Source organism: Emticicia sp. 21SJ11W-3, from assembly GCF_024138715.1.
GTDB classification, from domain to species: Bacteria; Bacteroidota; Bacteroidia; order Cytophagales; family Spirosomataceae; genus Emticicia; species Emticicia fluvialis.
In genome coordinates this window covers 2,150,084-2,170,449 of sequence record NZ_CP092074.1, presented here as the reverse complement: position 1 = coordinate 2,170,449, position 20,366 = coordinate 2,150,084, and the positions used below count along the sequence as shown (strand labels likewise).

General features: G+C 41.1%; 21 protein-coding genes. 14 read left to right on the top strand and 7 right to left on the bottom strand.

Annotated elements, in window-relative coordinates; all coding sequences use genetic code 11:
* Positions 1–59 precede the first annotated feature (59 nt).
* From MB380_RS09185 to lepB, 4 genes are all read left to right on the top strand, one after another.
* Complete coding sequence (locus MB380_RS09185) at positions 60–983, top strand: ParB/RepB/Spo0J family partition protein (RefSeq protein ID WP_253534794.1); 924 nt, start codon at positions 60–62, stop codon at positions 981–983.
* Positions 984–1,080: 97 nt separating this feature from the next.
* Positions 1,081–1,788 carry a DUF5683 domain-containing protein gene (locus MB380_RS09180; protein WP_253534792.1) on the top strand — a complete coding sequence of 236 codons (708 nt, stop codon included), beginning with the start codon at positions 1,081–1,083 and terminating at the stop codon, positions 1,786–1,788.
* An 18-nt stretch (positions 1,789–1,806) separates the two neighbouring features.
* Complete coding sequence (gene dapB, locus MB380_RS09175) at positions 1,807–2,526, top strand: 4-hydroxy-tetrahydrodipicolinate reductase (RefSeq protein WP_253534791.1); 720 nt, start codon at positions 1,807–1,809, stop codon at positions 2,524–2,526.
* A gap of 60 nt (positions 2,527–2,586) precedes the next feature.
* Positions 2,587–3,732, top strand: coding sequence for a signal peptidase I (lepB, locus tag MB380_RS09170; protein WP_253534790.1), 1,146 nt, complete (start codon positions 2,587–2,589; stop codon positions 3,730–3,732).
* A 143-nt stretch (positions 3,733–3,875) separates the two neighbouring features.
* On the opposite strand, the gene MB380_RS09165 is transcribed toward lepB, so the two are convergent.
* The 3 genes from MB380_RS09165 to MB380_RS09155 all read right to left on the bottom strand — a co-directional run bounded on the left by MB380_RS09165 (position 3,876) and on the right by MB380_RS09155 (position 7,900).
* Entirely contained in the window at positions 3,876–5,780 is a 1,905-nt protein-coding gene (locus MB380_RS09165) for an ABC-F family ATP-binding cassette domain-containing protein (RefSeq protein WP_253534789.1), read from the bottom strand.
* Positions 5,781–5,829: 49 nt separating this feature from the next.
* Positions 5,830–6,696 carry a carbon-nitrogen hydrolase gene (locus tag MB380_RS09160; protein ID WP_305882501.1) on the bottom strand — a complete coding sequence of 289 codons (867 nt, stop codon included), beginning with the start codon at positions 6,694–6,696 and terminating at the stop codon, positions 5,830–5,832.
* A gap of 130 nt (positions 6,697–6,826) precedes the next feature.
* Complete coding sequence (locus MB380_RS09155) at positions 6,827–7,900, bottom strand: Ldh family oxidoreductase (protein WP_253534788.1); 1,074 nt, start codon at positions 7,898–7,900, stop codon at positions 6,827–6,829.
* Between the two features lie 260 nt (positions 7,901–8,160).
* On the opposite strand from MB380_RS09155, the gene MB380_RS09150 reads away from it, so the two are divergent.
* The 3 genes from MB380_RS09150 to MB380_RS09140 are packed head-to-tail and all read left to right on the top strand — an operon-like array spanning position 8,161 to position 9,674.
* Positions 8,161–8,967: an inositol monophosphatase family protein gene (locus MB380_RS09150; RefSeq protein WP_253534787.1), complete on the top strand. Its 807-nt coding sequence runs from the start codon at positions 8,161–8,163 to the stop codon at positions 8,965–8,967.
* Between the two features lie 21 nt (positions 8,968–8,988).
* Complete coding sequence (locus MB380_RS09145) at positions 8,989–9,516, top strand: YfiT family bacillithiol transferase (protein ID WP_253534786.1); 528 nt, start codon at positions 8,989–8,991, stop codon at positions 9,514–9,516.
* The gene (locus MB380_RS09140) at positions 9,513–9,674 is read left to right on the top strand and encodes a FeoB-associated Cys-rich membrane protein (protein WP_253534785.1); all 162 of its coding nucleotides are present in this window, start codon (positions 9,513–9,515) and stop codon (positions 9,672–9,674) included. The genes MB380_RS09145 and MB380_RS09140 overlap by 4 nt, the downstream gene beginning before the upstream one ends.
* A gap of 67 nt (positions 9,675–9,741) precedes the next feature.
* Here the strand turns inward: MB380_RS09140 and MB380_RS09135 are convergent, their stop codons facing one another.
* A complete protein-coding gene (locus MB380_RS09135; protein ID WP_101727840.1) occupies positions 9,742–10,527 on the bottom strand; it encodes a queuosine precursor transporter in 786 nt (261 codons plus the stop codon).
* Between the two features lie 233 nt (positions 10,528–10,760).
* Positions 10,761–11,642: a DUF2911 domain-containing protein gene (locus MB380_RS09130; RefSeq protein ID WP_253534784.1), complete on the bottom strand. Its 882-nt coding sequence runs from the start codon at positions 11,640–11,642 to the stop codon at positions 10,761–10,763.
* A gap of 65 nt (positions 11,643–11,707) precedes the next feature.
* Between MB380_RS09130 and MB380_RS09125 the strand changes: the two genes are divergently transcribed.
* Positions 11,708–12,250 (top strand): NUDIX hydrolase, encoded by a 543-nt coding sequence (locus MB380_RS09125; RefSeq protein WP_253534783.1) that lies wholly within the window; start codon positions 11,708–11,710, stop codon positions 12,248–12,250.
* Complete coding sequence (locus tag MB380_RS09120) at positions 12,247–13,119, top strand: glycosyltransferase family 2 protein (protein ID WP_253534781.1); 873 nt, start codon at positions 12,247–12,249, stop codon at positions 13,117–13,119. The genes MB380_RS09125 and MB380_RS09120 overlap by 4 nt, the downstream gene beginning before the upstream one ends.
* A 64-nt stretch (positions 13,120–13,183) precedes the next feature.
* On the opposite strand, the gene MB380_RS09115 is transcribed toward MB380_RS09120, so the two are convergent.
* Together MB380_RS09115 and mnmA are read right to left on the bottom strand one after the other, a co-directional pair.
* Complete coding sequence (locus MB380_RS09115; RefSeq protein ID WP_253534779.1) at positions 13,184–14,818, bottom strand: S8 family serine peptidase; 1,635 nt, start codon at positions 14,816–14,818, stop codon at positions 13,184–13,186.
* 168 nt (positions 14,819–14,986) lie between these two features.
* Entirely contained in the window at positions 14,987–16,090 is a 1,104-nt protein-coding gene (gene mnmA / locus MB380_RS09110; protein ID WP_253534777.1) for a tRNA 2-thiouridine(34) synthase MnmA, read from the bottom strand.
* 125 nt (positions 16,091–16,215) lie between these two features.
* Between mnmA and MB380_RS09105 the strand changes: the two genes are divergently transcribed.
* The 5 genes from MB380_RS09105 to MB380_RS09085 all read left to right on the top strand — a co-directional run bounded on the left by MB380_RS09105 (position 16,216) and on the right by MB380_RS09085 (position 20,237).
* Positions 16,216–16,818, top strand: coding sequence for an N-(5'-phosphoribosyl)anthranilate isomerase (locus MB380_RS09105; protein ID WP_253534775.1), 603 nt, complete (start codon positions 16,216–16,218; stop codon positions 16,816–16,818).
* 292 nt (positions 16,819–17,110) lie between these two features.
* Positions 17,111–17,332, top strand: coding sequence for a PspC domain-containing protein (locus MB380_RS09100; protein ID WP_253534773.1), 222 nt, complete (start codon positions 17,111–17,113; stop codon positions 17,330–17,332).
* A gap of 59 nt (positions 17,333–17,391) precedes the next feature.
* Positions 17,392–17,865 carry a PspC domain-containing protein gene (locus MB380_RS09095; protein ID WP_253534772.1) on the top strand — a complete coding sequence of 158 codons (474 nt, stop codon included), beginning with the start codon at positions 17,392–17,394 and terminating at the stop codon, positions 17,863–17,865.
* Between the two features lie 106 nt (positions 17,866–17,971).
* Positions 17,972–18,976: a LiaI-LiaF-like domain-containing protein gene (locus MB380_RS09090; protein ID WP_253534770.1), complete on the top strand. Its 1,005-nt coding sequence runs from the start codon at positions 17,972–17,974 to the stop codon at positions 18,974–18,976.
* 85 nt (positions 18,977–19,061) lie between these two features.
* Positions 19,062–20,237, top strand: a complete 1,176-nt coding sequence (locus MB380_RS09085) for a DUF4105 domain-containing protein (protein ID WP_253534768.1) — start codon at positions 19,062–19,064, stop codon at positions 20,235–20,237.
* The last annotated feature ends 129 nt before the right edge of the window (positions 20,238–20,366 follow it).

Here is a 20,366-nt window from a genome sequence, read left to right as displayed (position 1 = left end):
TGAATTAAACCAAATGTATTTGGGAACCTGAAAGCAAGACCCATTTATCATGAAAACCTATGGAAGCTAAAACATTCAATACAAAAAAAGGTATGACCGGGCTTGGGCGTGGGCTGGGCGCATTATTATCAGACTCCGGAAGTACTGACAATGATAACGTTATACCACGCAAAGCTGAATCACCGGGTTCAATGAACGAGATACTGATTAGCTCTATTGTAACCAATCCGTATCAGCCACGAACCCACTTTGACCAGGAGGCGCTTCAGGAATTGTCAGAATCTATCAAGATTCTGGGTATTATTCAGCCTATTACTGTTAAAGAAGAAACCCCGGGCAGATACATTCTGATATCGGGCGAACGCCGTTTGCAGGCATCTAAACTGGCAGGCCTGACCAAAATACCTGCTTATGTGCGTACTGCCGACGACCAGCAAATGCTGGAAATGGCATTGATTGAAAACATTCAGCGTGAAAACCTGAACGCCATAGAAATTGCCCTGAGTTACCATCGCCTGCTTAGTGAGTTTCAATTGAAACAGGAAGAACTGGGCGACAGAGTAGGTAAAAACCGTACTACTGTTAACAACTATCTGCGTTTACTAAAATTACCTGATATAATTCAGGCAGCCGTACGCGACAATGAAATTACGATGGGCCATGCCCGGGCACTGATAAATATAGATAATAGCGAAACCCAGATAAAACTCTTTACTAAAGTAATTGAGGAGAGCTGGTCGGTTCGTAAAATTGAAGAAGAAGTAAGAAGACTGGCTGCCATAGGCTCTGAAGAAGTAAAAGGCAAAAACCAGAATACCTTAAAACAAGAGATTTCGTCGTTACAGTTTCGTCTTCAGGGGTACTTTGGCACCAAAGTACAGGTAAAGGCCGACGATAATCATAAGGGTGAAATCAAAATTCCGTTTGCATCAAAAGATGAATTAGACAGAATTTTAGGTGCAATAAAAGTAAATCAGGATTAAAATCAGCCAAGAAATAGTTTAATATTTGTTAAATGATTGTAAAAAGAAAGATGAGAACCTATTTTTGTCTCTCATTACGCAATTAAAATTTCGGAATATGGTTCGGATGCTGGTTATACTTTTACTGACAACAAATATTTCTTTTGCGCAAAAAACAGACTCTGTAAAAAATAATACGGCCAAAACCGATTCGTCGAAAAAAATATTGATTGACTCTTCCAGAATTGCGGGTTTAGGTAAAAGACTTATCAAAGCAGATTCAGCCGGAAGAGCCCGTTTTATAAGCAGAATTTTCAAGGCAGATTCAGCAAAAAAAGCAAATCCTGCACGAAAGGCGCTCATTCGCTCATTGATACTACCCGGTTGGGGGCAAGCCACCAACAAAGAATACTGGGTTATGCCAATTGTTTACGGCGCAGCAGCCGGAGGCATTTTCTCGTTTTATGTTAATAACCACAGGTATCATTACTATAAAGGGAAATTGACCGAACTAGTTGTTGGCGGAGCTACCGAAGTAATGCTTAACAACTATGTGGGTATAGGCATAAAGCAGTCTGATAAGCAGATAGGCCCATTTACCAAAGCCCAGGTTGAGCCCGTGGTAAATACTTATCGCCGTTATAGAGACCTGACGGTTATTGTTTTTGCAGTTGGCTGGGCGCTCCAGGCAGTGCAGGCTAATGTGTCTGCCCACCTCAAAAACTTTGATATGAGCGACGACATATCAATCAAATTTGAACCCAGCGTTCAGCCTACTTTTATGGGCAGTGCGGTGGGTGCCAGTTTAGTTTTTAAATTTAAATAGAATCTGACATAGAAATATATGCGTATTGCCCTTTTAGGTTATGGAAAAATGGGTAAAGTAATTGAGCAGATTGCTTTACAAAGAGGACACGAGATTTCTGCAAAAATAGATATCGGTAACCGTACCGAGCTTCTGTCTGTTATCCCCGAAAATACCGATGTTGTTATTGAATTCAGTTCGCCTGAATCTGCCTATGGCAACCTAAAATATTGTATGGAGTTTGGCTTGCCGGCAGTTTGCGGAACAACCGGTTGGCTTCAGCACAAGCCCGAGATTGAAAAACTGTGCCAGGATAACAGCGGCGCCTTTTTTTATGCATCTAACTACAGCATTGGGGTCAACCTTTTCTTTGAAATCAACAAGGCACTTGCCCGCCTGATGAACCCTTACATGGGCGAATACAAGGTTTCTACCAACGAGATACATCATACAGAAAAAAAAGATTCTCCAAGTGGCACTGCCATTACTTTAGCACAGGGGCTGATCGAAAATCTTAATAATAAAACTACCTGGGTAAATAATCAGATAGCACAGGAAAACGAGGTTCCAATCTGGTCGTCGAGAGAGGGTAAAGTTCCTGGAACCCACGAGATAAAGTATATATCTGATGTTGACCAGCTTGAAATAAAACATATTGCCCACAGCCGGAATGGCTTTGCTTTAGGCGCTGTAATAGCCGCCGAGTGGCTGCGCGACAAAACCGGAATTTTTGGAATGAACGATATGTTAGGCTTTTAATCATTTATTTTTTAACCGATATCACTAAACCATTAAATCTCCAATCAGGAGCAAGTCCTTATGGCAGAAGTTCAATCAACGGCCGGAAATAAACCAGCAAAAAAGAAGTCGGCGCTAAGAGAATGGGTAGACTCTGTATTATTCGCCGTAGTAGCAGCAACGCTGATCCGGTGGTTATTTCTGGAAGCATATACCATCCCTACGGGGTCTATGGAAAAGAGCCTGTTAATCAACGACTTCCTTTTTGTAAGTAAATTGCATTACGGCACCCGTACGCCTAAAACTATACTTCAGGTGCCGCTTACGCACCAGAAAATCTGGTTTACAGATATACCTTCGTATTCTGATGCCATTCAGTTGCCTCAATACAGATTACCGGGCTTTACACATGTAAAAAACGGTGATGTGGTGGTTTTCAACTACCCTGGTTGCCCTGAAAGACCTGATGAATTTGGCGGATACGACAAATATCCGGTTGATTTACGAACCAATTATATTAAACGCTGTATCGGGATTCCGGGAGATGTAGTGGAGGTAAGGGCTGGTCAGTTGTATGTGAATAACAAAGTTTTCCCGAACCCTCCGGGTTTGCAGAACGAATATGCCATTGAAGCCACTACCCAGGTAAACGAGAAAATTTTTCAAAAATTAGACATTACCGAATACGAAGAAGATTTACATCAGACAGATAAAACGGTCTATTATGTAAAAGCCACCGACCAGGCCATAAAAGATATTAAGGCGCTTGACTTTGTAAAAAGCATTACCCCCATTATTGCAACCAAAGGAGACACAACCGAATACGGAATCAATACTTTTCCGTATAACTCAAGGTTGTTTCCTTTCAACAGAGACAATTTTGGGCCGGTAACCATACCTAAAAAGGGAGTAACGATACAGCTTGACGAAAAAAATCTGGCGCTTTACAAAGGAATCATCACCACCTTTGACGGTAACAAAGATGCCAGATATGTAAACGGGCAGATTATTCTGGATGGCAAGCCAATTACATCATACACATTTAAGCAGGACTATTATTTTATGATGGGCGATAACCGCCATGGGTCTGACGACTCACGTTTCTGGGGATTTGTGCCTGAAGACCACATTGTTGGTAAAGCAGTTTTCATCTGGATGTCAATTAATAAAGACGGAAACTTCCTGAATAAAATTCGTTGGAGCAGATTATTCAGCATCATCAGATAATTTCAGAAATTCACTTCAATTAATATAACAAAAGCAGCTCATTTGGCCATCAGATGAGCTGCTTTTGTTTACAAGCATATACAAAAGAAAACAGCACCCGTTTTACGTGATGCTGTTATAATAAATATTATCAGTACTTTTTGTTAGGCAATCTCCAACATTTTGTTTTCCCAAACCTCGTTCAGCTTTTTCAATTCAGCTTTGGCTTGTTCATATTCGGTGTTTGCTTTTTGCAATGCAGCAGCATCATTAAAAACCTTTGGGTCGGCCAGTTTTTCTTCCAGTAGCGTTTTTTTCTTTTCCTGCTCGGTTATTTTTGCTTCTATTTCTTCAATCTCGCGTTCCAGCTTCTTAATCTCATTTTTGTTTTTACTAGGCGCATCAACAACCGGAGCTTGTTTCTCTTCTTTTTTTGCAGGAGCCGGAACCGGAACAGTTGACGGGCGGTTAGCCTTGTTATCTTCGACCCAGGTTTCGTACTCGTCGTAAGTACCCGGGTATTCTTTTATCTGGTGGTCTTCAATGTACCATATTTTATTAGCAACCTGGCTCACAAAGTGTCTGTCGTGAGAGACCACCACATACGTACCTTCATATTGATCCAGAGCCTGAATAAGGATATTCACCGACTGCATATCCAAGTGGTTGGTGGGTTCATCAAGTAGCAGGAAATTAGCCTCAGATATCAATACCTTGGCTAAAGCCACACGTGATTTCTCACCACCTGATAACACCTTAATTTTCTTGAATACATCTTCTCCTTTAAATAGGAAACAGCCCAGAATCAAACGTAATTCAGCTTCTGTTTTGGCTGAATCGGCATATTTTAATTCTTCCAGAATAGATTCATCCAAATGCAAAGATTCCAATTGGTGCTGGGCAAAGAAAGAGAAATTTACATTATGGCCCAGTTTTCTTACACCATCCACAATTTCGCTACCTGCTACAATTCTTAGCAATGTTGATTTCCCCTTACCATTGGCGCCTATCAGGGCAATTTTGTCGCCACGCTCTATGTTTATGGTTGAGTCTTTCAGAATTACTTTTTCTCCATAAGCCTTGTTAACATGCTCTAAAGCCATAACTTGACGACCCGGATTAACACTGAATTTAAATTTAAATGCTACACGTGCCGAGGCATCAATTACATCGTCAATCAGTTCCAGTTTATTCAGGGCTTTCACACGAGACTGCACCTGACGAGACTTAGACGCTTTGGCTTTAAAACGTTCAATAAAACGTTCAGTCTGGCGTATCTGCGCCTGCTGATTTTCAAAAGCACTTTTCTGAATCTCGTTTCTAAGGGCTTTTTCTTCTACAAAGAATGAGTAATTACCTGCATAAGGCCAAAGTTTGTTCTGGGTAACTTCTACCGTCATGTTACAAACGTTATCCAGAAACTCTCTATCGTGAGAAACCACCACAACGGCGTTTTCGTAATTCAATATATATTTTTCAACCCACTGAATTGACGGAAGGTCAAGGTGGTTGGTAGGCTCATCTAGCAATAATAATGAGGGCTTTTGCAGAAGCAACTTTGCCAGCATAACACGCATTCGCCATCCACCGGAAAACTGCTTTAAAGGCATGTGTAACTCTTCAGTACGGAAACCAAGCCCTTCCAGAATTTCTTCTGCTTTAGACTGAATGGTGTAGCCCCCCAGATGGTCAAACTCTTCCTGCAAATGCCCCAGCTTGTCAACCAGTTCATCGCGGTAATTTACTTCCATCTCGTGCAGCACTTTGTCTATTTCTATTTGCAGGTAGTTTTCGCGTTCAAAAGCCTGCATGGCTACCGACAATATGGAGTCTTCGGTCTGGTAAGAAAGTAAGTCCTGATTCAGGAAACCAATGGTACAGTCACCGGCTTTGCTGATATTACCGCCATCTGGCTGGTATTCGCCTACAATCAGTCTCAAAAGGGTAGATTTCCCCATTCCGTTCAGACCAATTAAACCGATTTTATCTTTTGGTTTAATCTGTAGACTCGCTCCTTCAAAGATGGCTCTTCCGCCAAAGTAGAACGATAAATTGTTTATGGTAAGCATTTAAATGTTTTATTATACTTCGGCAGGCCGATATTTTCTTTGGACAATGTTAATCTATATATCTTTTCAGGATGGGCTCATAGCTGTCTATTCTTCTATCGCGAAGATACGGCCAAGTGGTGCGGTATTTTTCGGTCAATGCCAGGTCAATTTCCTGCACGTGTACTTCTTCTTTATCATGCGATGCCAGGTATAACAGGCTTCCGAACGGATTGGCCACAAAACTGCCTCCCCAGAATTGCTGCTCAGCCTCTCGCCCTACCCTGTTTACCGATACTACGTGTACCCCATTAGCTACAGCATGGCTACGCTGAATGGTCTGCCAGGCATTATACTGTTCAATGTTGGCCTCATTCTGTGGCTCGTTAACGTCCCAACCAATAGCGGTAGGATAAAACAGCACCTCAGCGCCCATTAAGGCTGTAATACGGGAAGCCTCAGGATACCACTGGTCCCAACAGATAAGCACCCCTATTTTAGCAAACTTGGTATCGAAAACCTTGTAGCCTAAATCGCCGGGTGTAAAATAGAATTTCTCGTAATAACCCGGGTCATCAGGAATATGCATTTTGCGGTATTTACCCAGATAAGTGCCGTCGGCATCGATTACGGCCGTGGTATTATGGTATAAACCGGCGGCCCGTTTTTCAAATAATGAAGCAATTATTACTACATTAAGATCACGGGCAATTGCTGACAACTTCATGGTAGTTGGCCCTGGAATGGCCTCTGCCAGATTAAAATTACTGTGGTCTTCTACATCACAAAAATATAGCGAGGTGAATAATTCCTGCAGACAAACGATATTGGCGCCATTACCGGCAGCTTTTTTAATTCCCTCAATGGCCTTATCTATATTCTCTGCAACATCGGCCGTGCAAGACATCTGTACCAGACCAACTTTAATTTTCTTCATGTATTCAGCTTTCTTTGAACTGCAAAATTACGAAAAAAATATCATAAATTCTTAGCTGAAAAATCCTGCGGCCCTTTGTTAAGCGCTTTTTGTTCAATATTTAATATTAAAAAGGTTAAGTTTCTACCGCTCAAAATTTCACGCCAAAGCGTTCAGCCAATGTTTGTAAATCTTCTACCACCTTTTCATTCAAAGGTATTCCGTCTGCTCTTCTGATTTTCTCCAGCTCGCGTTCCGGGTCTCCGGGTATTACAACCGGGTTGCCTTCAACATGCTTAGCGGCTCTGAAACGCTCAATCCATGTATCCATACTGGCCTTAAACTCTTCTTTGGGTCTGAAACCGTCAATCCGCATGGCACCCAGAAAATGCCCTGTGCCTTTACCCACCTGTTCGGCTGCCACACCATGAAAACCCGCCGTTGCAAAAGGCGGAACCCAGGGGCCAAAGTTAGCACCTGATAAAACGCCTGAAAAAATATCTACAACAGCACCCAGCCCATACCCTTTATGGCTGCCGTGTTCGCGGTCACCTCCCAAGGGCAATAAACCCCCACCATTTTTAACTGCATTGGCATCATGAGTCGGCATACCCGCTGCATCCTGCACCCATCCTATCGGAGCAGGCAGACCTTTTCTTTGCAAAATTTCCATTTTGCCATAGGCCACTGCGGTTGTTGCAAAGTCAGCCACAAACGGTGGCTGATTACCAGCCGGAACAGACACCGCAATCGGGTTTGTACCCAACATCTTTTCGGTAGCAAAAGTAGGTACTACCAACGGGGCGGCGTTTGTCATGGCCCAGCCGATCATATCATTCTGCAAAGCAAGCATTGAATGGTAACCGGCTATCCCGAAATGGTTTGAGTTTTGTACCGAAATCCATCCTGAGCCGTATTTTTTAGCTTTCTTCATGGCTATTTTCATGGCAAATGGCGCTACTACCAGGCCAAGGCCTTTATCGCCGTCTATAACTGCCGTGGAAGGTGTTTCATGAATAATTCTGATTTGCGGTGCAGGATTCAGGCGGCCATTATCATATAATCTCACATAGCCAACTAATCTGGCAGTACCATGAGAATCTACTCCTCTTAAATCGGCAGTAATCAGCACATCTGCTGCCAGTTTAGCATCCTTAGTTGAACAGCCTAGTGCCTGAAATATTCTTTCGGTAAATTGTCTGAGTCTCTTTTCTTTAATGTTCATTATATTTTAAAATCAAACCTACAAAGCGCTGGTTATCAGCGGTGTTCTATTAACTAAGTGTTAATATTTTTCTTTTAAGTAATTATTTTGCAAACGCACAAAATAAAACAACGGCAAAGCAAATATTTTTTCTTAAAATTGCCATCACAAACAACAAATTTTAATACCCAACGGTTGGCAAAAAAAACCGCATCAGCCAAATAAACAGGGCATTAAATCAAAGAAAGTTTAATAAATTTTAAACACACAAAAAGCAAAAAATGTCACAAAACTTAGCGGATTTAGAAAAAATATGCAGTGAAGTTGTTCTGGTTGCAAAGGAAGCAGGAGAATTCATTGCTTCAGAAGCCAAGAAGTTCAGCACGGCATCGGTAGAATACAAGGCCACCAATAATGTAGTTTCGTACGTTGATAAAGAAACAGAAAAAATGATAGTAGGCAGACTGGAAGCTATTTTGCCTGAGGCAGGATTTATAACAGAAGAAGGAACTGTAGAAACCAAAGATTTTGATGGCTTAAACTGGATTATTGACCCGCTGGACGGAACGGCCAATTTTATACACGGTTTGCCTAATTATTCGGTAAGCTTGGCATTAGCTCAAGGTAAAAATGTGCTGGTAGGTGTGGTTTATAATGTTTGCACAGGAGAGGTTTTCTCTGCTACCAAAGGAGGAGGCGCTTTCAGAAACGGTGAGGCCATCAGCGTTTCGGCTAATAAACATCTGGGAGAAAGCCTTTTATCTACGGGTTTCCCCTATTACAAGTTTGATAATCAGGACAAATACCTGAAGATACTGGAATCGTTGATGCAAAAAACGCATGGTTTACGCCGCATGGGCTCTGCGGCTATTGACCTCGCCTATGTTTCATGTGGTTATTTTGATGGTTTCTATGAGTACAACCTTAATTCGTGGGACATGGCTGCAGGAATTCTGCTAATTACCGAGGCAGGTGGGTTTGTATCAGATTTTTCAGGCACGGGCGAACACCTTTTCAGGGGCGATGTAGTGGCTGGTTCGGCAGTTCATAAAGAGCTGCTCGATGAGATTCAAAAACATTGGTTCTGAATTTAATACAATTTCTTTTTTATGCTTACTCTTGAACAACTAAAATACCCTATTGGCGATTTTGTATATGGCAGGGAATACACGCTTGCCGATACCAATGCTCATATAAAAGTAATGGAAGAACTTCCGGCCCGGTTAAAAGCGCTGACGGCCAAATTGAATGACGAAGAACTGGATACGCCTTACAGGCAGGGTGGTTGGACTGTCCGCAAGGTGGTTCATCACATGGCCGAGAGCCATATCCATATGTTTACCCGTATTCGGTTTGCTTTAACTGAACAAAATCCTGCAATAAAAGGTTATGATGAAGGTGCATGGGCGCAATTACCAGACCATAGTTTACCCATTAAACCTTCATTACAAATTTTAGAAGGTGTACACCAGCGGATGGTCTATCTGTTCAGGAGCCTTGATGAAGTGTCTTTAAAGAAAACTTATTATCATGGTGGATACCAGAAGTCGTTTGAAATTCAGGAAGTCATCGCTTTATATGCCTGGCATTCTGAACACCATTACCAACACATTTTGCAAGCATTAGGAAAAAGATGATTGAAAATATTATAATCGGAGTGGTATTTCTGGGCGCCCTGGCCTATTTGGGTAACATGGTCAGGAAGCAATTTACAGCCAAAAATGCAGGTTGTGCCAAAGGATGCGGCACCTGTAATGTAGATTTTTCTAAATTATCTGAGGTTAAAGAGCAGTAATCTGGCTGCTCTTTAACCCACTGCGGAGTATCACTCCGCCGAACGTTCCACGGAGTGGCACTCCGTGTTACATCGGCGTAAAAGTAGCCTCATCAATTATTTTATGGGCATGTTCTTTGCCCAGATACTTATCTATCATACCATGTGCCAGGTATATCACTGGTGTCAGTAACACCGCCACTACAAATTTATAGATATAGTTATTCGTTCCGGTTGTAAATACCTCCGTTAAGGTCCAGTTATTAAAGACATAAAAAGCAATAAATACTACCACGTAACTATCAATCAACTGCGATACCAACGTAGAGCCCGTGGCTCTCAGCCAAATCATTTTGTTGTTTGTATAAGTACGCAACCAATGAAAAACCGTGGCATCAAGAATTTGCCCTACTAAAAATGCAATAATTGAACCCAGGATAATCCCCAGCCCCTGACGGAAAATAATTTTGTATGCATCATTAATATTCAGTGCATTGCCTGAAAAATCTTTGTTGTTATGGTTAACCCAGAACTGAGCCGGAGTAACAATAGTAGAAATATAAATGATTACAAAGGCGTAAGCAATAAGCATGGCCGTTAGGTAAGAGATTTTTCTCACCCCCTTTTTACCGAAATACTCATTGATAATATCAGAAGTAACAAATACAAAGGGCCAGTTAAGTACCCCCGCCGACATATTGAAGTCAAACTTTTGACCAAAGAGCGGTAGCTGCATGGGCGCAATGCCCAAGGTTTGTTCAACAGAAAAGATTTTTGAACCTATTATTTCAGCTATAATGGCATTAGTTAGAAAAATGCCGCATAAAATAATATAAAGAGTCTGCTTCTTTGAAGCGATTGATTCAGTTGCCATTTAAGGTAATGAGTGAATGGTTGATTAAGCAAATTAGTAATTGAGTGCCTTTACTCTATACCATAATTCGCATTGGGTCCGGTTTAGTTTCTTAATGACTTAAAATTAGTTGGAAATCTTATTTCATCAAATAACTGAATGATTTTCTTTGAATTGCCTTCTGAATCTGCTGCAAAAAAAATCCCGGCCAGATTTAATTCATGGCCGGGACAATTCAAAAGCTCTGAATCAAATCAGGACTTCTTTTTCTTTTTTGTATTTGTGGCCGGCTCAGGAACAGCAGGAATTTTAGCTTTTATTTCGCTGATTCCCTTTTCAATACTGTCTTTAAAGAACGGATAAACGCCGTCGCCGTTACCTAAAGTCTGTGCTTTAAGTGCAAAAACCAATGCTTCAGCAGGTTTACCTTGTTTGTCAAGAATCTGTGCTTTCACCCAGTTGTTGCGAAAATTTTCTTTCAGAGCCAATGATTTATCGACCATCGACAACGCGCTATTCAAATCAAGACCTTTTTGAAACATATACTCTGCCGCTTGCTGAAATGCCGCTGCTGCATCGTTGCTTTTAATGGCAATCGCTGCTTCCATGGCTTTTACATTATCAACACCAATAGCCAGAGTTACTTTGGTTTTTTCCCACGAAATATTCAGGTTGGCTGCATCGTCTTTCACATCAGAAAAATCAATAGTGAATGATTCTACCGCCGGTACTGCCTTCGGGGTGGCTGTTACACGCAAAACATCGTTTGACTGACTATAATTTTGCTCTGTAACATTCAGGTCTTTGCTGAAAATAACTGTCCAGCTATTGGCATTTGGTATCGACATAATGGCATATTTACCGGCTTTCAGTATATTGCCTTGCACGGTTATATCTGCCGAGGTTTCAATTTTTGTAGCTGCATTAGCGCCTGTACGGTACACTTTATCGAACGGAATTAACTTACCGAATATCTCACGGCCTTTTAAGGCAGGGCGGGAATAATCAACCGAAATTTTTGTAGTACCAACAACCTGAGACACCGTAGCGGCCGGGCTTGGAGCAGGAGCAACCTGAGCAAAAGTATAAGTTGCTGACAATAAACAACTTGTAATAAAAGTCGTAATTTTTTTCATGTAATTGTGATGTTTCGTTGTTTTATTAAACTAATTTTCGATGCAAATTAACAATAAATTGAGGTATGCATCGAAAAAAATTGCTTGAATTGCTTCACAATCATACAGGAGCTGATGCCGGTGAATCGGCCATGAAAGAACAAATGACAGCATTTGTTCAAAACAATGATCAATGCTTTGACAGAGAGCTGCTTATCGGGCATGTAACGGGGTCAGCGTGGATTCTGGACGATTCAGGCCAGTTTGTATTATTGATGCATCATAGAAAACTGAACAAATGGTTTCAGCCCGGCGGACATTGCGACGGTGATAATGACGTTCTACGCGTTGCCCTGAAAGAAGCACAAGAAGAAACCGGCCTGAATGCCATAGATATATTAAGCAACGACATATTTGACATTGATATACACCCTATACCCGAACGAAAAGGCATACCGGCACATTTGCATTATGACGTTCGTTTTTTGTTCAGCGCCGATAAAACGCTACCTTTATTAGTAAACGAAGAATCAAACGGCCTGCAGTGGGTTGAACTTGCAAGCGTTGAAAGCCTGAATGATTCTGAATCAATGATGAGAATGGTACGAAAAACACTAAGGGCATTATGAAAGTAACAGGTTTTACCATAGTACGGAACGCTATTAAATACGATTACCCTGCCCTGGAAGCCATCACTTCGGTTTTACCCCTATGTGATGAATTTGTAGTTGCCGTCGGAAAATCAGAAGACGAGACCCTGTCGCTCATTCAATCCATAAAATCGGATAAAATAAAGATTATTGAAACCGAATGGGACGAAACCCTGAAAACTGGTGGACGTGTACTGGCAGTAGAAACCAATAAGGCAATTGATGCCATCAGTAAAGATACCACCTGGGCCTTTTATATTCAGTGCGACGAGGTAGTGCATGAGCAATACCATCATGCCATCAGGCTGGCTATGAAACAATATGCGGCTGATTTAGAAGTAGAAGGCTTACTATTTAAGTACACCCACTTTTATGGATCGTTTAATTATGTGGCCGACTCCAGAAAATGGTATAGAAACGAAATAAGGGTTTTCAGACATACAGGAAACGTGGTTTCTTACCGCGATGCCCAGGGTTTCAGAAAAACAGATAATACCAAGTTGTGTGTAAAACCTATTGATGCGCATATTTACCATTACGGTTGGGTAAGGCCCCCAAAGAAAATGGCCGAAAAAGTCAGGAGTTTCCATGCGCTTTGGCATACACCTGAAGAAATAGAGAAAATGCAACTGGCAGATACCGAATTCGATTATTCTAAAATTGATTCGTTAAGTGTATTTCATGGAACACACCCTCAAGTAATGCGTAGTAGAATTGAAAATGCCGACTGGAACTTTCATTTCAATGTAGCAGAAAAAAAGTACTCTTTAAAAAACAAGGTTTTGTTTTTCATTGAACGCCTGACAGGCTGGCGGATCGGCGAATATAAAAATTATAAGCTAATTTAATTTAAAATTCAGATGCCCATAAAAGTTAAATATCGATGGCGCTATTCTTCAGCCGGATATTCGTCTAATTTCTTATGACCCTGGTAGAAAAATTAAGATTTTCTCCTTTTACTTTTAAAATATAATTGGCCTGCCAATAGTCTGATGGCAACGTTACATATCTTTGGTCAGTAACCATAGACCAGATAACCTTTCCGGTCATGTCTACAAGATTAAACTCAAAGTTTTTGCCGGCATTATCTTTCAGTATCCACACTTTTACGGCTCCTGTTTTTTCATTAAACGGATTTGGGAAAACGGCCACGTCTCTACCTTCTTTTTTTATAACTGCTATTAGCTGTTCAAGTTCTGCCAGTTGAGCTGCTTTTTCAAAATTGGGTATTCCATAACCAAGTCTGTCGTCTGGTGATTCGTACTGACTGGCAGACCGTATCAGAAAATCGCGTATCTGCATATTGTTAAATTCAGGATAAGCCTGCCAGAAAGAAGCTGCAAAACCAGCCAGCAATGGAGAAGCAAACGAAGTACCATTGCTATTTACAATAGTATTATTTGCCCCGCCTACCAATGTACTTTGCCCCATAGCGGCCAACTCAGGTTTTACCCGGCCGTCGGCAGAAGGGCCATAAGAACTAAAAGAAGCTATCACTCTTGAGGCAGATACAGCCCCCACTGCAATCACCGAATCAGCATCGGCAGGTGTGCCAATGTATTTCCAGCTATCGTTACCCTCGTTTCCGGCAGATGTAACTACCAAAATACCAGCCTGGGCTGCCCAATCTGCCGCCCGTGTTGCCAGGGCTCTGTCTCCGTTAAGATCTGTACGCTTGTAGTCCTGTCTTGGGTCGTCAAAAGTAGTATATCCTAAAGAAGAATTAATAACATCTACCCCTACGCTATCGGCCATTTCAGCACCAAAAAGCCAGTTGGCCTCTTCGCGTCTGGTTTCAGATGCCGTATCTTCAGTCCGCAACAATAAATAAGAAGCTTTGTATGCCGTACCAACAATTTTACCATCTTCATAGGCAGCCATACAAGACAATACACGTGTGCCGTGGTTATCGTCTTCATAAACGCTTTTTTCATTGGCTACAAAGTCGTAGGTTCCAACCACCCTGTTTTCGGCATATAAATCTTTAAAAAAAGTTAGGTTATTGGCATTCAAAAACCCGGCATCCAGCACGCCAATCAGCATACCTTCACCTTTGAAACCTCGCTGATGCAGCTTATCGGCACCTAACATGGCTAACTGGGTTTGCGATAAGCCGTTGTCGGTGGTGCGCTCAGCAGCAAATTTATCTTTTTTGGTTTTAACGCCGGCATCGGTATTCAAACGGGCATTGCGGATATCGCCAGCGCCCTCCAGACCCTTAACAAAAGAAAATTTCAGAATCTTATCTAATGTGGCGGTATTGGTTTCTATCAACGCTGCATTCAGCCAGCGGGATTTATACAAAACTTTTGCACCGGCTTTAGATAGTTCAGCCAGATAGGCCGTATTAGGTGGCAGGTCTCTTTCGGTGACGGCTATTTTCTGTTTGGCTCGTCTCTGTATTGAACGCTCTGAAAGAAACTCTTTTGGTTTGTTAACGGAATACGTAGAGTTAGCTTTGTCTCTAAAAACCACCAGATACTGGTTTTGTGCCAAAGCCGAAAACTGATAAATAAATACTGAAACGAATAGTAAAATCTTTCTCATTGAATATGCCGTTAATTATCCCAAATATAACGACCTGTAAACTTAATTGTTACTACATCATAAAAAAAGTGCACCAGTTTATAAGAAACTGGCGCACTTTTAATCTCAACTATTCTGAATAACGTGTTAAATCCTCCAATTAAACAATAAAACGCAACTCTGAAAGCCTTATTGCTTGAAACTCTTCAGAATCCATCCTCCACCAACTACATCGTCTCCTTCATAGAAAACAGCGGCCTGGCCAGGTGCAATGCCATTCACAGGTTCATGAAACAAAACTTTCATTTTATCGCCTTCCTGTATGATTTCAGCCGGCGAACCCTCGTGCTTGTAACGCACCTTGGTTATGGTTTCAAGCGGACGGTCAATCAGGTTTTCATATTTCTGCATTACCAGCTTGCCAACCATCATTCCGTCTTTTTCAAGGTCTTTTTCTTCTCCCAATACAACCTCGTTCGTATCTTTTCTGATTTCAGTAACAAAAACCGGTTTGCCAAGGGCAATACCCAGACCCTTACGCTGCCCGATGGTATAAAAAGGATATCCTTCATGTTTACCAACCACCCGGCCATCCTGCATTACAAAGTTGCCGCCTCTTACACTTTCTTCAAGGCCTTCAACTCTCCGCTTCAAAAAACCACGGTAGTCGTTATCTGGCACAAAACAAATTTCATAAGATTCAGATTTATTTACCAAATCAAAAAATCCCTTTTCGGTAGCCATTTCCCTGATTTCTGTTTTTTTAAGATGCCCCAGTGGAAGTTGGGTACGCGACAGGCTTTCCTGCGATACACCCCAAAGCACATAACTCTGGTCTTTCCAGGTATCTACCCCCTTAGATATCACATACCGTCTGTTTTCTTCTCTGATATTGGCATAGTGCCCGGTGGCTATAAACTCGCAATCAAGTTTATCGGCGCGGCGCAAAAGCGCATCCCATTTAATGTGTGTGTTACAAAGTACGCATGGGTTTGGGGTTCTGCCAGCCAGATACTCTCCGGTAAAATGGTCAATTACATAATCGCCAAACTCATTTCTGATATCAAGAATATAATGCGGAAAACCCAGACTAACAGCAATGTTACGGGCATCATTAATTGAATCAAGACTGCAACAACCTGTTTCTTTTTTTGTTCCGCCAGAAGAGGCGTAGTCCCAGGTTTTCATGGTCATACCAATGACCTCGTACCCTTGCTCATGTAGCAGTACTGCTGCCAGAGAGCTGTCGATGCCGCCACTCATGGCGACCAGAATTCGTCCGTGTTTACTCATGATAATAACAGTCGTAGATTCAAAGTCTACCGTTTTAGTTAATTAATCTGCAAAATTACTCAACAGAATTTGATTCTGAATAGTTCTGAACTAATTTTGAAGCCTAATTTTAATAGATTTCTGCAATGGCACTACAAACACTGGTTAAAGTAAGTAATATCACTAATTTATCTGATGCACGTTACTGTGCAGGTATGGGCGTTGAAATGATTGGCTTTGTGATGGATAAATTCTCTAATGATTACACCCCTCCTGAAAAATTGAAAGAGATTCAGTCGTGGGTTGCCGGTGTGCAAATTGTGGGTGAGACAGAAACTACCGACTATAATGAAGTTATTGCTTTGCTGCAAAACTATGAAATTGACCTGCTACAAATTGCCGACCCGGGCTTATTGCCACGAATTGCCGATGCCGGTAAACCTATTATTCTTAAAGTTAAGGCCGAAAGTACGTATCTGGAAGATTACCTGAAACTTTATGGCTCGTTTGTTGAGTATTTCCTGATAGAAGGTGAAGAATTGAGTGATTTCTTCTTGTTCCGTCTGAAAGAATATGCGCAGGAACACCCTGTAATTCTGGGCTTTGGCATTGATGCCGACAAAATTCATGAATTGCTGGCAGATACATCTATAAAAGGCATTGCCCTGAAAGGCACCCACGAGATTAGGCCCGGTTATAAAGATTATGATGAACTGAGCGAAATTCTGGAATTATTGGAGATAGACTAACCACAGGTACATTTTCTACCAAACAATACCTAAAAGTCTGACTATCAGAATTTTATTTTTACTCTACTACTTTTTTCATTATATTTGTTAAAAGGCATCTACACATATTTATTGAAAAATTGAGAAATTCCGGACATTGTTTCGTGAAATCGTCCATCAATTTATCCCTTTGACATTAAAAATTTCCATTCATGTAGTTTGCTATACATAGTACCGTTTTTAGCCCATATCTTTGTTTCATCAATCACACAATAGTGGTTGAAAAACTAAACAACATAAACAAATAAAGAAAATGGAAAAGCGATTGTATAGAATTAAAAGTAGCAAAATGTTGGGTGGTGTAGCTGCCGGACTAGCTGAGTATTTTGATATTGATGTTACATTGGTACGGGTATTATTTGTGGTAGCATTCTTTGCTCCAATCCCGTCGGTTATCCCATACATTGTTCTATGGATGATAATGCCAACCAAGGAATCGATAATGAGAGAAAACAACATCATCATAAATTCCTGAGAGACACAGAAAAGTTAACCGGGGGCAGATGAAAAACCTGCCCCACAAATATAAAAAAAATGGAAGGCAGACTTTATCGTATAACTCAAAACCAAAAATTGGGCGGGGTAGCTCAGGGTTTGGCAGAATATTTTAATACCGACGTTACACTTATTCGGGCTGTTTTTGTACTATTGTTTTTTACCCCGTTTCCAGCTGTATTGACTTACATTATTTTATGGGTTGTATTACCAGTAAAAGACCCTTATGTTTTTACAGCGCCAGCAAGTACCGGAACTATTAATTCAGAAACCTCAAATTATACAACTATGAGTAGTCGCAATCAAAACAATAATCTGGTAGGAGGAGCAATCCTCATTATTCTTGGGATTATTTTCTCATTTAATACCTTGTTTCACATAAACCTCTGGAGATACATTGGCCAGATGTGGCCACTTATTCTGGTTGGTTTAGGTGTATGGTTAATTGTCAGAGACCGTAAGGATGATAATTTTCCGAATTATCCAAAACAAGATTCAGATATTAACCTTTAATAACGCTCACTCCCTTACCCTTTCCCGCTATGAGTATCACCTAAAAAACGGGGAAGGGTTTTTATTACCCATCAGGTAAATAACAGGGCTCTAAACTCATAACACAATGGAACGAAAAAGCAGTAATATCTTTCTGGGTGCCATACTTATTGTGATAGGTATCCTGTTTTTGGGCACCAATCTTGACTGGTTCGAACTCAACTGGTCTTTTCGCCAGATTGCCCGCTTCTGGCCACTAATGCTGATTTTAGCCGGGGTCTTTGCTTTCCTGAATCGCAGTCGTACCGCTTTTAATGCCGCCTCTGCTTTGTTAATTGCCTTTGCTATACCTCTTGGCATTTTTACCTGTGTTGATGACGGCGTAAGCAATTTCAAAGACGAGTTTGATAACGACTGGCACGTAACCATTGACGATGATGATGATGACAACTATAACTCAGACAGTGACTCGTCAAGCAATGATGGATACAAAAACGACTACTCGGTTCCGATGGGAACAGACGTAATGGAAGCCAAATTGAAACTGGCGGGTGGTGCTGCAGAATTTGACCTGGAAGAAACAACATCCAATCTATTTGAAGCTAAAACCAACCTGAGTTACAAAACCGGATATACCCTTACCGAAGAAGTGAATAATGGTATAAAAACAGTTGAATTTGAGCAAAAAGGTAAAAAAGGAAAAGGTTTTAACCTGAATTTTGACAGCGATAAAAATTCAAACAATACTGTGCTGATTAAACTGAACAAAGCCCCTGTATGGGACATTGAAATGGGCATTGGCGCAGGTGAACTGGATTTTGATTTCAGTGATTACAAAGTTAAAAGACTAGACCTGAACACCGGAGCCACCGACATTGATGTTAAACTGGGCGATAAAGTTGATAACGTAGACGTAGACATTAATTCTGGTGTTACAAGCGTAAAAATCAGTGTTCCGCAGGGTGTAGGCTGCGAATTACACATGGACGGCGCGCTGAACTCTAAAGAACTGGATGGCTTTGAAAAAGTTAAAAGCGGGCTATGGAGAACACCGGGCTACGAAAGCACCTCTAAAAAAATAAAGATTGATGCAGATGCCGGTCTTTCTTCAATTAAAATAAACCGGTATTAATTTTAGCAAACCTTTTTAAATTAGCACACGGGTATTTGATACCTGTGTGCTTTTATTTTTAACTTTGCATAAAACACTATTCTGAATGAGAAAATACACCTTAGCTCTGATATTTACCTTTCTGTCTGTTGTTTCTAATGCACAAAAGCTTTCTCCATACGCTTCTGTTAGTTTACTGACCATCTCTCCGGGCGACGCCCTCTATTCAACTTTTGGTCATAGTGCCATCAGGGTTAAAGACCCAATGCAGGGTATAGATATTGTCTACAATTATGGGTCTTTTCAGTTTAGCACTGAAGGTTTCTACATTAAATTTCTGAGAGGTACTCTACCATATAAAATAAGCGCCGATTATTTTGATAACGAAATTTACGGCTGGAGCTACGAACGCCGCCTGGTAACCGAGCAGATGCTCAATTTATCAATAGAGCAGAAGCAGGCCACTTATGATTTTCTGTTAAATAATTTAAGGCCGGAAAACCGGGAATATGCCTATAAGTTTTTTTATGATAATTGTTCGAGCAGGCTGCGCGACGTGATGAAAAGTGTTTGCGGAGACAGCTTACAGTTTTCGGCTACTTTGCATAACGACAGCACCTACCGCCAGTGGATTGATAAATATGCCCGTAAAAACGAAAAACTATGGGCAGATTTTGGCATGGACCTGGCCATTGGGCTACCGGCTGACCAATTAACCGGGGCATCGGGTGCTATGTTTTTGCCAGACAACCTCATGGATGCTTTTGATAAAGCCAGAATAAAAAGAAATGGCAACTGGCAACCTTTAGTATTGAGAAAATACGATTTAAACCCGGATATTTTTGATGGCAAAGTCATTGAAAAAGAAAAAATAACACCTAATGTTTTATTCTGGGGCTTGTTTGTATTGGTTGGCATAGGCACCTTTTTTCAGTTTAAAAAGAATAATAATACTTTTCTGTTCGATAAGGTGTTTTTTACCGCAACTGGTATTGCGGGTTGGATAATTGCTTTTCTGTGGTTCTTTACCAATCACGGCGTTACAGAATACAATCTTAATATAATTTGGGCTTTCCCGTTTCTTTTTCCAGTGGCCTTGTTTTTAAAGAAAGACAAATCGCCTGATTGGTTGGTCAAAAGCTTTCTGGTTTATGGCATTGTTCTGACTCTGCTCCTCATGAGCTGGGCATTTTTGCCACAGCAAATCAATTATTCATTAATACCAGTAGTATTGATTTTAGCCATACGTGCATTGTTTGTTTGGTGGCGATTAAAGAAATAATTGCCCACCAATAGATGTTAACTTTTACCGCCTGCCGTCGGTTAAATGGCACGCCCCTGTGTGGCTGGTTATCTTACCTATTGCATTGAATTACGGGTTAAAACTGGTTCATATATACAAAAACAGGAG